Source organism: Bacillus shivajii (assembly GCF_020519665.1).
GTDB lineage: Bacteria > Bacillota > Bacilli > Bacillales > Salisediminibacteriaceae > Bacillus_CA > Bacillus_CA shivajii.
Map to the genome: position 1 here is coordinate 1,206,043 of NZ_CP084703.1, position 12,989 is coordinate 1,219,031.

Below are 12,989 nucleotides of genomic sequence, written 5' to 3' on the forward strand. Positions count from 1 at the left end.
ATGAGCTTATTTGATCTTCAAGAAAAAACGTTGCCAAATAAATATAAAGAAATGACAAATGATGAGTTGCAAGATAAAGCGGTTCAATTGAAATTGGAATTAGGTGATCAGTTATTTATTCCAGGCCACCATTACCAAAAAGAAGAAGTCATTCAATTTGCTGATGCTACAGGCGATTCGTTGCAATTAGCGATCGTTTCTGCACAAAATCAAGAAGCAAAGTATGTTGTCTTCTGTGGGGTTCATTTTATGGCAGAAACGGCAGATATTTTGACAGGTAATGATCAAACGGTCGTGCTACCAGATATGCGAGCAGGTTGTTCAATGGCAGATATGGCGAACTTAAAGCAAACCGAAAAAGCGTGGGAAGAATTAACGGCGATTTATGGAGATACGATTGTACCGATGACCTATGTGAATTCCACAGCTGATATCAAAGCTTTTGTCGGTAGACATGGCGGTGCAACGTTAACCTCTTCCAATGCTAGAAAAATGCTTGAATGGGCCTATGAACAAAAAAAACGTGTTCTATTTTTACCAGACCAGCATTTAGGGAGAAATACTGGTTATGACTTAGGGATACCTCTACATGAAATGACCGTTTGGGACCCAATAAAAAACGAGTTAATTGCAGATGAAAACAATACAGTTGAGGATACAAAAATGATTTTATGGCGTGGACATTGCTCCGTACATGAAAACTTTAGAACAGAACATATTGCTGAACTGCGCGAGAATGAACCAGACCGAAAAATTATTGTTCACCCAGAATGTACGTGGGAAGTTGTCCAGAAGTCAGATGATTCAGGATCAACGAAGAAGATTATTGAAACGATAGAAAACGCACCGTCAGGAAGTAAGTGGGCGATTGGAACAGAGATGAACTTAGTAAACCGTCTTATTAAAAATCACCCTGACAAAGATATTGTTTCGTTAAATAAAGAAATGTGTCCTTGTTTAACGATGAACCGTATAGATTTACCTCACTTTGTCTGGGCATTAGATTGTATCGCAAATGGCGAAGTAAATAATACGATTTCAGTAAATGAAGAGATTGCAAAAGATGCAAAAGTTGCAATTGAACGGATGTTTCAATTTGTATAATTTTTTAACTAATTAAATGTGCACCCCTTCCAATCATGTCAATGTATTAGAAGGGGTGTTCATCTATTCACATAATTTATAATATTATAAATTGATTGTCAATTCAGAAAATGTTATTTATAATAGACTTAATTATTTGAGAGAAATCTGAACGATTGCTCAGTCAGTATGATTTCTCTTTTAAAAGGCTATTTTCTAAAAGATAGTGATAAAAATTTAGCTCTCGAATACGTTCCAGGCGGACGCTTTCCGCGGGCACGGCCTCAACTTCCCAAAATTCACCATGTTCATTTTGGGTGATTTTCGGCTCGCGCTGTTCCCGCTGGAGTCGCCGCCTTGCACTTCTTCGAAATTATAAAAAACAACATCATATGTGAAAATAGCCTTTTTAAAAAACAAAAATGTAAGCCTTTACATGAAATGGAGGAGAGGGATTCATGAATTTTTCATTAACGAAAGAACAAATCATGATACGGGATATGGTAAGGGATTTTGCGCAGAAAGAAGTAAAACCAATTGCAGAAGAAGTCGATCGTACAGAAAGGTTCCCAATTGAAAACTTTAATAAAATGGGTGAACTTGGACTATTGGGTATTCCATTCCCAGAAGAATATGGTGGGTCTGGCGGAGATACAATCTCTTATATTCTAGCTGTTGAAGAAATTGGGAAAGCATGTGGAAGCACAGGGCTTAGCTATGCAGCTGCTGTTTCCTTAGGTGCATCACCTCTTTATTATTTCGGAACAGAAGAACAGAAAAAAGAACATCTCATTCCACTTGCAAAAGGGGAAAGTTTAGGAGCGTTTGGGTTAACGGAGCCAAATGCTGGTTCAGATGCAGGAGGAACGAGAACGAAAGCAGTTCTTGAAGGTGATGAATATGTCATCAATGGTGAAAAGTGCTGGATTACAAATACAAGTTACGCACGTACGGTTATTGTCACTGCAGTAAATGGCGTAGATGATCGTGGCAAGAAGAAAATTTCTGCATTTATCGTACCAACTGATTCAAAAGGATTAACGATTCGTAGTGAGTACGAAAAGATGGGGGTACGCGGCTCCAATACGACCGAATTAGTGTTAGAAGATGTGAGAGTACCAAAGGAAAATATATTAGGTGATCCAGATAAAGGCTTTAATCAATTTTTGTATACGCTTGATGGTGGACGTATTTCGATTGCAGCTCTTGCAGTTGGTGTCGGTCAAGCGGCTTACGAAGCAGCACTTGAATACAGTAAGGAACGAAAACAGTTCGGAAAGCCGATCGGAAGCTTCCAAGCGATTCAGTTTAAGTTAGCGGATATGGCGATGGAATTAGAGTTAGCACGCAATATGGTTCATAAAGCTGCATGGTTAAAAGACAATGAAAAACCATTTAAAAAAGAGGCAGCATATGCAAAGCTTTTTGCTTCAGAAGCAGCGATGAGAGCTTGTAACCAAGCGATTCAAATTCACGGTGGTTACGGGTATATGCGTGAATATCATGTAGAACGTTTTTTACGTGATGCAAAGCTTTTAGAGATCGGAGAAGGTACATCAGAAGTTCAACGTATGGTTATTGCTAGAGAAATTGGTTGTCCAAGATAGGGGGAATGAATATGTATAACAAAATTTTAATTGCAAATCGTGGCGAAATTGCCGTAAGAATTATAAAAACATGTAAGCGACTTGGGATCAAAACAATTGCTGTATATTCCGAAGCAGATAAAGAGAGCGTACACGTGAAGATGGCAGATGAATCATTTTTATTAGGTGGTTCGCGTGTGAATGAAAGTTATTTAAATATGGACCGTGTACTAGAGGCTGCAAAAACGATGAATGCTGATGCGGTTCACCCAGGGTATGGTTTTCTATCAGAAAACACAGAGTTTGCGAAAAAAGCAGAAGATGCAGGGATTACATTTATCGGGCCAAAATCTGGAGTCATTGAAAAAATGGGGAACAAAATTCAAGCCCGTGAATCGATGGTTCGTGCAGAGGTTCCAGTGATTCCTGGAAAAACATTATCGAATACAGATGAAAGCACCGTATTAAAAGCAGCAAGGGAGATCGGTTATCCAGTCATGCTTAAAGCTGCAGCCGGTGGCGGCGGTATTGGTATGCAAAAAGTCGACCATGAAAAAGAAATGATGAAAGTTCTTCCTTCTGTTATGAAAAAAGCGGAAACATTTTTTGGCTCAGCGGAAGTATATTTGGAAAAATTTATCGAAAATCCGAGGCATATTGAAGCACAAATTGCAGGAGATGAGTCAGGAAATGTCGTATGTTTAGGGGAGAGGGACTGCTCAATTCAACGCAGGCACCAAAAAATTGTCGAAGAGGCTCCTTCAACGTTTTTATCAAATGAGGGACGTAAAAAGTTATTTGATACAGCGGTTAAGGCAGGTGAGGCGATCAGCTATACGAATGTTGGAACTGTCGAATTTTTAGTCGATGAAAATGAAAATATTTATTTCCTTGAAATGAATACACGTCTTCAAGTAGAGCACCCAGTAACAGAGGAAGTAACTGGACTAGATTTAGTCGAGTGGCAAATTCACTTGGCGTTAGGAAAAGAAATTGCAACGTTTTTAGATCGAGGAGATACAGCTGTTCACGCGATTGAAGTACGTATTTATGCTGAAGATCCAAAAACGTTTTTCCCTTCACCTGGAAAGCTTGAAACGTGGCAGTTCCCAGAGCAAGAAGGGATTCGTTATGACTTTGGAGTAGAAGAAGGAGCAACAATATCCCCGTTTTATGATCCAATGATCGGGAAAGTCATTGGAAAAGGAACATCAAGAGACGATGTGATTGAAAAGCTCATTCATTGTTTAGAACAAGCAGAAGTAAAAGGAATTAAAACAAACATTCCAATGCTTTTAGATACGCTTCGTCATTCAGTTTTTAAAGAAGGAAAAGCAACGACAAATTTTGTTCAGGAATACTTTATTCTTGCTTCAAAATAAGTCATTACAACTTTGAGGAGGATCATCTATCATGAAAGAAATTAAAACAAATATGGCAGGAAATGTATGGAAAGTTCAAGTTACACCAGGAGACGAAGTGAAGGTTGGTCAAGAAGTTGTTATTTTAGAATCAATGAAAATGGAAATTCCGATTACTGCAGAAGTAGAAGGAATTGTTGATGAATTAAAAGTCGAAGAAGGCGGATTCGTTAATGAAGAAGATGTATTAATGACGTTAAAGGATTAATAGGAGGTTTCCTTGTGAAGTTACCAAAAAAGGTGCAAATAAAGGAAGTAGGCCCTCGTGATGGACTTCAAAATGAGAAAGTTTCCGTACCGACACATATAAAAGTTGAATGGATTAATAAATTGAGTGAAACAGGTCTTGATTATATCGAATTCTCTTCTTTTGTTCATCCGAAATGGATCCCAGTGTTAGCTGATGCAGCGGAAGTAGCTAAGTTAATAAAACGGAACCCAAATGTTACTTACGCTGCATTGATTCCTAATATGAAAGGGCTGGAGCGAGCCTTAACTGTCGGAATTGATGAGGCATCTGTTTTTATGTCAGCTAGTGATACGCATAACCGAAAGAATATTAATAAATCGATTGAAGAAACGTTCCCTGTTCTGCAAGAAGTAGTTGATGGGGCAATAAAAGCAGAGAAAAACGTACGCGGCTATGTATCAACCGTATTTGGTTGCCCGTATGATGGCGCTGTTGATGTCGATGAAGTGAAAAAAGTCGTTTATAAGCTTATGGAAATGGGTGTTTACGAAGTTTCGCTCGGAGATACGATTGGTGTTGCAAACCCTAAGCAAGTGAATGATGTATTAGATGAACTTTTGCGAGAGTTTCCTGTTGATAAACTAGCGCTGCATCTGCATGATACGAGAGGAATGGCTCTTGCAAATACGCTTGTTGGCGTAGAAAAAGGGATCAAGACATTTGATAGTGCACTGGGGGGTCTTGGAGGTTGTCCTTATGCAAAAGGTGCAACAGGGAACGTTGCAAGTGAAGATTTAATTCATATGCTTGGTGAAATGGGAATTGATACAAATGTTCAATTTGAGCGTTTTATGGAAGCGGCAAAGTATATTGAAAATGCTTTAAATAAAAGCTTGCCAAGTCACCAGTTACAAATAGTGCGTTAATGAAAGGTTGGTCATGATGGAATGGATCGAAGCGACAGTCGATAATTATATCGGCTATTTAACGTTGAAGAGAAAAGACGCAGCAAATGCACTTTCTCAAGCAATGCTAGATGAGATCATTATTCAACTTAAAGATTGGACTTTTGATAAAGAGATACGTGCCATCATTATTAGTGGTGACGGGGAGAAAGTATTTTGTGCAGGCGCTGATTTACGTGAACGGCAAGGAATGTCCGAAAAAGAAGTTCGTCAAGCTGTTGCCAAAATACGTGAGACCGTCAATCTAGTTGAAAGTATTCCAGTTCCGGTCATTGCTGCATTAAATGGAGCAGCAATCGGTGGAGGCTTAGAACTCGCACTAGCATGTGATTTAAGAATTGCTTCAGAGCATGCAAAGTTTGGTTTATCAGAGACAACATTAGGGATTATTCCAGGTGCAGGTGGAACACAACGTTTACCACGTGAAATTGGCATGCAACGCGCAAAACAGCTTATTTATACAGGCGAAAAAATTACAGCAGAAAAAGCTTTTGACTGGGGATTAGTGTTAAAAGTTGTCCCTTATAAACTTCTTATTGAAGAAGCGACCCAGTTAGCAACAACTATTGTAAGTAATGGTCCGATTGCAGTAAAGCAAGCGAAATTTGCAATTAACCAAGGGACCGAAGTCGATTTAAAAACGGGTCTTGCAATCGAAGAAAAAGCCTACGAAGTTATTATTCCTACGAAAGATCGTTTGGAAGGTCTTCAAGCATTTAAAGAAAAACGAAAGCCAAATTATACAGGCGAGTAACAGTATGGGTTGAAAGGGTGAGACGATGAGTCAGGAAAGTCGTTGGAATGAAATTGTTGATACGATTGAAAAAGGCGGAGCCGAAAAATATCACGAAGCAAATGAAAAAAAGGGGAAAATGTTTGTTCGTAAACGTCTTGCTCTCCTTTTTGATCATGGTGAATGGAAAGAAGACGGAAAATTCGCGAATTTCCAAGCGGAAGGGCTACCAGCTGATGGTGTGATAACAGCCATCGGGAAAGTCCAAGGGAAGACAGTTTGTGTCATGGCCAACGATTCTACCGTCAAAGCAGGATCCTGGGGGTCACGGACGGTTGAAAAAATCATTCGCATTCAAGAAACGGCAGAGAAGATGGAAGTGCCATTATTATATTTGGTTGATTCTGCTGGTGCAAGAATTACAGACCAAATTGAAATGTTTCCTGGCCGTAGAGGAGCAGGACGAATTTTTTACAATCAAGTGAAACTTTCAGGGAAAATCCCGCAAGTTTGTTTGCTTTTTGGTCCATCTGCTGCAGGAGGCGCGTATATTCCAGCGTTTTGTGACGTAGTCATGATGGTAGATGGAAATGCTTCTATGTACTTAGGGTCGCCACGAATGGCAGAGATGGTCATCGGTGAAAAAGTTTCATTAGAAGAAATGGGCGGAGCCCGTATGCATTGCTCTGTCTCAGGGTGCGGTGATGTACTCGTCGAGAGTGAAGAAGAAGCGATTGAAAAAGCAAAATCATACTTAAGTTACTTCCCATCTAACTATTTAAACTTACCAGAACAAAAAGAGACACAAGAACCTAAAAAATTAGAAAAAACACTTGAGGATTTAATTCCAGAAAATCAAAATGCGCCATTTGATATGCATGAGTTTATTCATGGGCTTGTCGATGAAGACAGTTTCTTTGAAATGAAAGAGCTTTTTGCCAAAGAGCTAATTACTGGTTTTGCTCGTATTGACGGGCGAAGTGTTGGAATTATAGCGAACCAACCACGCCAAAAAGGTGGCGTGCTGTTCCATGATTCTGCAGATAAGGCAGCAAGGTTTATTACGCTTTGCGATGCTTATCACATTCCACTTTTATTCTTAGCAGATGTACCTGGTTTTATGATTGGAACAAAAGTAGAAAGAGCTGGAATTATTCGTCATGGGGCAAAAATGATCTCTGCGATGTCTGAAGCAACGGTTCCAAAAATTTCTGTCGTTGTTCGTAAAGCATACGGAGCTGGTTTGTATGCAATGAGTGGCCCAGCTTTTGAACCTGATTGCTGTATTGCTCTTCCTTCAGCACAAATTGCTGTAATGGGTCCAGAAGCAGCGGTAAATGCAGTTTATGCAAATAAAATTCAATCACTCCCTCCAGAGGAAAGGCCAGCATTTATTCAAGAGAAGCGAAAAGAGTATCAAGAAAATATTGATATTTATCGACTTGCATCAGAATTAATCGTTGACGACATCGTTCAAGCTAACGACTTACGTGATGAACTAGTTAATCGTTTTGATCTTTACTCTTCTAAGTATCAAGTGTTCACTGATCGAAAACATGCTGTGTACCCAGTCTAAGATCGACAATCCACAACTCTCAAAAGGGTAATTAGGCTTAATTCCATCAAGATATAACTGCGTGTTTGTTTTACAGTAAGGTTCTGTTATTCTTTATTGTTGATTTTCGAAAATCACGAGACGCCGGCGGGGAAAGGAAGAGCTAAGAGCATTTACTTCACGATTATGCTACGATTTGTCTCGACGGATGCCACTACAGTTCTTTTCGGGCAGAGGAAGAGACAGAAGATCCATCGGGATGCTAGCTGAAGCCTCGCCACGGCAAAGAAGACACCGTGAATGCAAGCGAAGTGAAGCATGAACGGATGTCGCACTTGTGCCCAGAGGTGCAAGCGAGTGTGTTTTGTGAAATCAACACTAAGCTTTAACAGCGCCAAAGTAAAAAATGAGGAGGGGAACGTAATGAAAGAGGTTTACACATCTTTTGAAGATGCAGTAAAAGACATTAAAGACGGTGCAACTCTTTTAGTAGGCGGATTCGGTCTATGCGGTATCCCAGAAAATTTAATTAAAGGTTTAAGAGGTACTGGCGTCAAAAATTTAACAATCATTTCAAACAATTGTGGTGTTGATGATTGGGGTCTTGGTTTACTTCTAGAAAATAAACAAATTGATAAAATTATGGCTTCCTACGTTGGTGAAAACAAAGAATTTGAACGTCAAGTTTTAGCTGGAGAGCTTGAAGTAGAGTTAATTCCTCAAGGTACGTTAGCAGAACGTATTCGAGCAGGTGGAGCAGGGATCCCAGCATTTTATACCCCTGCAGGAGTCGGAACAAAAATTGCAGAAGGAAAAGAAGTGCGTACATTTGATGGTAAAGAATATTTGCTAGAACGTGCCATTACTGCTGATTTTAGTTTAGTACGTGCTTATAAAGGAGATAAACACGGGAACTTAGTTTATCGAAAAACGGCGCAAAACTTTAACCCAATGATTGCAGCAGCTGGAAAAGTGACGGTTGCAGAGGTTGAGCATTTAGTTGAAGCAGGCGACTTAAATCCTGAACACATTCATACCCCAAGCATTTACGTAAATAAGCTTATTCTTGGAGAACAAGAAAAACGAATTGAACGAAAAACGGTAGCACAGTCGTAAAAGAGGAGGGGAAGAAATGAGTGTTGATCGTAAAGCAATGCGAGAAAAGATTGCCCGAAGAGCTGAAAAGGAAATACAAGGTGGTGATTATGTCAATTTAGGGATTGGAATGCCGACGATGGTTGCCAATTATATTTCGGATAATAAAGAGGTTGTTCTTCAGTCTGAAAACGGATTGTTAGGGATCGGCCCATATCCAACTGAAGAAGAATTAGATGCTGACTTAATTAATGCAGGAAAAGAGACAGTTACTGCCATAAAAGGTGCTTCTTACTTTAGTAGTGCTGAATCGTTTGCGATGATTCGTGGTGGACATATCGATGTTGCCATACTTGGGGCAATGGAAGTTGCAGAAAATGGCGATTTGGCAAATTGGATGATTCCAGGGAAAATGATTAAAGGTATGGGCGGTGCAATGGATCTCGTCCATGGAGCGAAAAAAGTCGTAATCATTATGGAACATGTTAACCGAAATGGAGATTCAAAAATTTTAAAAGAGTGCTCTTTACCGCTGACAGGTAAGGGTGTAGTAAATCGTATTATTACAGATCGAGCTGTTATCGATGTTACGGATGATGGACTTGTTTTAAAAGAAGTTTTAGGTGACTTTACATTTGAAGATATTCAATCAGTAACAGGAGCACCGTTAAAGAATGAACTTAATTAAATAAATGGTTATAAAAAGCGAGCATGTGATTGCTCGCTTTTTACTGTTAATGGGAAGTATGAAACAGTTTTTTTTGTGTAAAGTAAAAGTGCACCTACGGACACTCTCCTACAACCTCAATTTCTGCTTCATATATGGTATATCGTCTTTTTCTATTTTGCGCTATACGGTATCTTGGATAAATTAGATGAACATGAATGAAGTAGCATGGGTTACGTAAATGGATGGTACTGGGAAGGAGCGCCACTATGAGTGAATTCTGTAGCTCACGAGTAGAAGGTGAAAGACTTAAACTTTAGGATATGTGATGGTGATAGTGTTGACTTCCATTGCGTTTGAAGAGAAAAAAAGACCAACGAGTAGCAATCACCTCTGGAGTAATCGACATATTTTAGCGTTTTTCTTTCATTCATTAATGATGACGAATCTAAGATCGGCAAGATTTTATTAGCAAAACTTGCTAGAAAATATTTAGTTTTATTTTTACATAGATCTTGGAGAATGACATAATACTATGCTTACAACAGAACAGGAGGTGATAAACATGGCAAACAACAATAGTTCAAACCAATTAGTAGTACCTGGAGTACAACAAGCGTTAGATCAAATGAAGTATGAGATTGCGCAAGAGTTTGGTGTAGAGCTTGGCCCAGATTCAACATCTCGTGCTAACGGTTCAGTTGGTGGTGAGATCACTAAGCGTCTTGTTCAAATGGCTGAGCAACAATTCAGTGGTCAACAACAATAATGAAAATGAATACATGGCTGTAAGGGGATGGACAAGCTCCATCTCCTTTTTCATTGAATGAGTATGGGCGATTCTTCTAGGGTAAGAGAGTAGTGAGGTGAAATGATTTTATCATTTATTTAAAAGTAGGTGAGTGAAGGTGGAAAACTCAATGTGTCCTGTTTGTAATGGGTATACAGAATTGAAGGTGAATTGTTCGAATTGTTACGCTCGTTTAACAGATAAAGGAAGAATGGCAGAGTACTATGACGATTATAGTGCGTATGAATCTATAGATTTAATGAAATTAGAAAATGGCATTAAGGATGATTATCGTTCAAATAAGTGTGCTCATTATTTATTTTGTGAGCAATGTGAACAAACAACGACTTATCTTGTTGCAGAAGTAAATAAAGAGCCCCTCTGATGAGAAGGGACTCTAAAAGGAACACAAAGTATATAAATATATAGAACATGTTCAATAAGGATTGTTCAAGAGTATGTTCTTGCCCTTACTGAACATGTTCGTATAGGGGGAACTAACGTAATCTTGATTCTGTTTCAGGGTCAAAGAAGTGAGCTTTGTTCATGTCAAATGCTACCTTCATTGTATCGCCGCCTTGAACATCTGTACGAGAGTCAACTCGAGCAATGAAGTCTTGACCTTCTACTTTAGAGTATAGGAATGTTTCTGCACCCATAAGTTCAGCGACGTCAATTTTTGCTTCGATTTGAGAGTTCTCAGCAGCATCTAAGAATACTGGCTCATCATGAATATCTTCAGGACGAACTCCTAAGATGATTTCTTTGTTATTGTATTTTTCAATAGTTTTCATTTTCCCTTCAGGAACTTTAATGCTTAAGTCACCAATTTGGAAGTAACCGTCTACTAATTTTCCAGTTAAGAAGTTCATGGATGGTGACCCGATGAAACCACCAACGAAGACGTTTTCTGGATAGTCGTAAATATCTTTTGGACGTCCCACTTGCTGAACAAGTCCGTCTTTCATAACAACAATACGTGTCGCCATTGTCATTGCTTCTGTTTGGTCGTGTGTAACGTAAATTGTTGTTGTTTGTAGACGTTGGTGAAGCTTTGTAATTTCTGCACGCATTTGTACACGTAATTTAGCATCTAAGTTAGATAGTGGCTCATCCATTAAGAATACTTTTGGATTACGTACAATCGCACGTCCTAGTGCAACACGTTGACGCTGACCACCAGACATTGCTTTTGGCTTACGATCAAGCATTTCTGTTAAGCCAAGAATTTTTGCGGCATCACGAACACGCTTGTCGATATCTTCTTTTTTGAACTTACGAAGCTTTAATCCGAATGCCATGTTTTCATATACGTTCATGTGTGGGTAAAGTGCGTAGTTTTGGAAAACCATCGCGATGTCTCGGTCTTTAGGTGCAACATCGTTTACTATGTTGTCTCCAATGTAAAGTTCACCTTTTGAAATATCTTCAAGTCCAGCAACCATACGAAGTGTTGTAGATTTACCACAACCAGATGGACCGACGAAAACGATAAATTCTTTATCTTCAATATCTAAGTTGAAATCTGTAACTGCTTGTACATCACCTTCATAGATTTTGTACAAATTCTTAAAAGTAATATCAGCCATGTAATTACCTCCAATTAATAAAATCATAATAATTAATTTCTATATTTAGTCTATCTTGAAAGGGTTTACAAAGCTATTGTAAGCGTGCACAAAAATCCACGAAATGTTTTGTGCAATATGCAAACGACCACAAGTTTTTACATACACAGAACCTTAAACCCATATATCCCCAGGTAACCGTAGCCTGAGGATATATGGGTATGTACAGTTTGGGGAGGTTTAAAAGGATTATAGATATTAATTTTCTCTTGTTTCGTTTTGGATCATAATTAAGATGAAGTAAACTGCGATGGCGTTAGGGAACCGCTTAATGTCAATAGATGTCTTTTCAATGAATTTATCTACGCGGTATTGTAAGGAATTTCTGTGCATGAACATTTTCTTGGCTGCAAGGGTAGTATTCATATTACACTCTAAATATGTTTTTATGCTATTTAATAATTCATGATCCTGTTTGACAGGGTGTAGTAACATGGACAAATGTTGTTTTGTATGATCAGTTAAATCACCAACGATAAAATGAGGAATTACCTCTTGTTCAACGAATGATTTTTTAGTTGGTGAGGTTTGATGAGCGTAAGCAAATGCTTCTTCTTCCCATTTAAAACGAGTGCGCAATAAATGGTGGTCAGGAATTGGTGAACCTGTATACAGTACTAACTGAACAAAAAAGTCTGATGTAATTGTATCGATGATCGATTCTTGATTGTTCTCTGTTTCATCGAATTCTTCATCGATTTTTTGCAGTAAGATTGCTTCTGAGTTGTTCTTCCATAAAAGTAGCTCAGTAGAAGGGTACAAGTTAAGCATCGCTTCTTCAAATTCATCTTGATCTGCAAGCTTCCCTTTAAGACGAAAGTGAATCAGCCTGTATGGGAAGGAAAGCTGATGGAGTGTCTGCTCATCAATTTCTTCATTGTTAAATAAATATGATGATAATTTTTCATGAAGCGGTGTTTGATGTTTTTGACGTTTCGGTTCATCAAATAACATTTGTAATAGGTGAATTTCATCAGAAGATAATTTTGTCTTATCTAAAGAAATAGACTCTCCACTTTCATCTTGTAAAACAAGTCTCGATGCAGGGGAGGCCTTTGCGTTTTTTTCGAAAATCGCATGAGTAAAGTTCTTTTTTAATTTGTTTAACATAAATTGAAACTCCTTTAAAAATCAACTCATTAACAGAATGAAATAGGTATGTATGTTGATTGACAGTTGATTTTCGTCTGTTATTGAACCATTATAAAGCAAACGAAATATACAAGCTACTTATCGCGTTTGAGACATATAAAAAGACGCCATGTTTAATATAGGC

General features: G+C 38.5%; 13 protein-coding genes. 11 read left to right on the forward strand and 2 right to left on the reverse strand.

The features are described 5' to 3' along the window. The 11 genes from nadA (at position 1) to LGQ02_RS05870 (ending at position 10,470) form a co-directional block, all read left to right on the forward strand. A complete protein-coding gene (gene nadA / locus LGQ02_RS05820; RefSeq protein WP_226518232.1) occupies positions 1–1,104 on the forward strand; it encodes a quinolinate synthase NadA in 1,104 nt (367 codons plus the stop codon). 437 nt (positions 1,105–1,541) lie between these two features. Beyond that, positions 1,542–2,690 carry an acyl-CoA dehydrogenase gene (locus tag LGQ02_RS05825; protein ID WP_226517266.1) on the forward strand — a complete coding sequence of 383 codons (1,149 nt, stop codon included), beginning with the start codon at positions 1,542–1,544 and terminating at the stop codon, positions 2,688–2,690. 11 nt (positions 2,691–2,701) lie between these two features. Next, entirely contained in the window at positions 2,702–4,051 is a 1,350-nt protein-coding gene (locus tag LGQ02_RS05830) for an acetyl-CoA carboxylase biotin carboxylase subunit (protein ID WP_226517267.1), read from the forward strand. A 31-nt stretch (positions 4,052–4,082) separates the two neighbouring features. Beyond that, complete coding sequence (locus LGQ02_RS05835; protein ID WP_226517268.1) at positions 4,083–4,298, forward strand: acetyl-CoA carboxylase biotin carboxyl carrier protein subunit; 216 nt, start codon at positions 4,083–4,085, stop codon at positions 4,296–4,298. Between the two features lie 14 nt (positions 4,299–4,312). Further along, entirely contained in the window at positions 4,313–5,206 is an 894-nt protein-coding gene (locus LGQ02_RS05840) for a hydroxymethylglutaryl-CoA lyase (RefSeq protein WP_226517269.1), read from the forward strand. A gap of 13 nt (positions 5,207–5,219) precedes the next feature. Beyond that, positions 5,220–5,999: an enoyl-CoA hydratase gene (locus LGQ02_RS05845; protein ID WP_226517270.1), complete on the forward strand. Its 780-nt coding sequence runs from the start codon at positions 5,220–5,222 to the stop codon at positions 5,997–5,999. A 25-nt stretch (positions 6,000–6,024) separates the two neighbouring features. Continuing rightward, positions 6,025–7,554, forward strand: coding sequence for an acyl-CoA carboxylase subunit beta (locus LGQ02_RS05850; protein WP_226517271.1), 1,530 nt, complete (start codon positions 6,025–6,027; stop codon positions 7,552–7,554). Between the two features lie 402 nt (positions 7,555–7,956). After that, a complete protein-coding gene (locus LGQ02_RS05855) occupies positions 7,957–8,649 on the forward strand; it encodes a CoA transferase subunit A (RefSeq protein ID WP_226517272.1) in 693 nt (230 codons plus the stop codon). 16 nt (positions 8,650–8,665) lie between these two features. Continuing rightward, positions 8,666–9,316 (forward strand): CoA transferase subunit B, encoded by a 651-nt coding sequence (locus LGQ02_RS05860; protein ID WP_226517273.1) that lies wholly within the window; start codon positions 8,666–8,668, stop codon positions 9,314–9,316. 544 nt (positions 9,317–9,860) lie between these two features. Next, positions 9,861–10,064 (forward strand): alpha/beta-type small acid-soluble spore protein, encoded by a 204-nt coding sequence (locus LGQ02_RS05865; RefSeq protein ID WP_226517274.1) that lies wholly within the window; start codon positions 9,861–9,863, stop codon positions 10,062–10,064. A gap of 139 nt (positions 10,065–10,203) precedes the next feature. After that, a complete protein-coding gene (locus LGQ02_RS05870; RefSeq protein WP_226517275.1) occupies positions 10,204–10,470 on the forward strand; it encodes a hypothetical protein in 267 nt (88 codons plus the stop codon). Positions 10,471–10,582: 112 nt separating this feature from the next. On the opposite strand, the gene LGQ02_RS05875 is transcribed toward LGQ02_RS05870, so the two are convergent. Together LGQ02_RS05875 and LGQ02_RS05880 are read right to left on the reverse strand one after the other, a co-directional pair. Next, complete coding sequence (locus tag LGQ02_RS05875) at positions 10,583–11,674, reverse strand: ABC transporter ATP-binding protein (protein WP_226517276.1); 1,092 nt, start codon at positions 11,672–11,674, stop codon at positions 10,583–10,585. A gap of 237 nt (positions 11,675–11,911) precedes the next feature. Beyond that, positions 11,912–12,823, reverse strand: coding sequence for a PucR family transcriptional regulator (locus tag LGQ02_RS05880; RefSeq protein ID WP_226517277.1), 912 nt, complete (start codon positions 12,821–12,823; stop codon positions 11,912–11,914). Positions 12,824–12,989: the final 166 nt, after the last annotated feature.

Coding starts and splice junctions, on each gene's coding strand:
- nadA (WP_226518232.1), top strand. CDS start 1: ATGAGCTTATTTGATCTTCAAGAAAAAACGTTGCCAAATAAATATAAA.
- LGQ02_RS05825 (WP_226517266.1), top strand. CDS start 1,542: ATGAATTTTTCATTAACGAAAGAACAAATCATGATACGGGATATGGTA.
- LGQ02_RS05830 (WP_226517267.1), top strand. CDS start 2,702: ATGTATAACAAAATTTTAATTGCAAATCGTGGCGAAATTGCCGTAAGA.
- LGQ02_RS05835 (WP_226517268.1), top strand. CDS start 4,083: ATGAAAGAAATTAAAACAAATATGGCAGGAAATGTATGGAAAGTTCAA.
- LGQ02_RS05845 (WP_226517270.1), top strand. CDS start 5,220: ATGATGGAATGGATCGAAGCGACAGTCGATAATTATATCGGCTATTTA.
- LGQ02_RS05850 (WP_226517271.1), top strand. CDS start 6,025: ATGAGTCAGGAAAGTCGTTGGAATGAAATTGTTGATACGATTGAAAAA.
- LGQ02_RS05855 (WP_226517272.1), top strand. CDS start 7,957: ATGAAAGAGGTTTACACATCTTTTGAAGATGCAGTAAAAGACATTAAA.
- LGQ02_RS05860 (WP_226517273.1), top strand. CDS start 8,666: ATGAGTGTTGATCGTAAAGCAATGCGAGAAAAGATTGCCCGAAGAGCT.
- LGQ02_RS05865 (WP_226517274.1), top strand. CDS start 9,861: ATGGCAAACAACAATAGTTCAAACCAATTAGTAGTACCTGGAGTACAA.
- LGQ02_RS05875 (WP_226517276.1), bottom strand. CDS start 11,674: ATGGCTGATATTACTTTTAAGAATTTGTACAAAATCTATGAAGGTGAT.
- LGQ02_RS05880 (WP_226517277.1), bottom strand. CDS start 12,823: ATGTTAAACAAATTAAAAAAGAACTTTACTCATGCGATTTTCGAAAAA.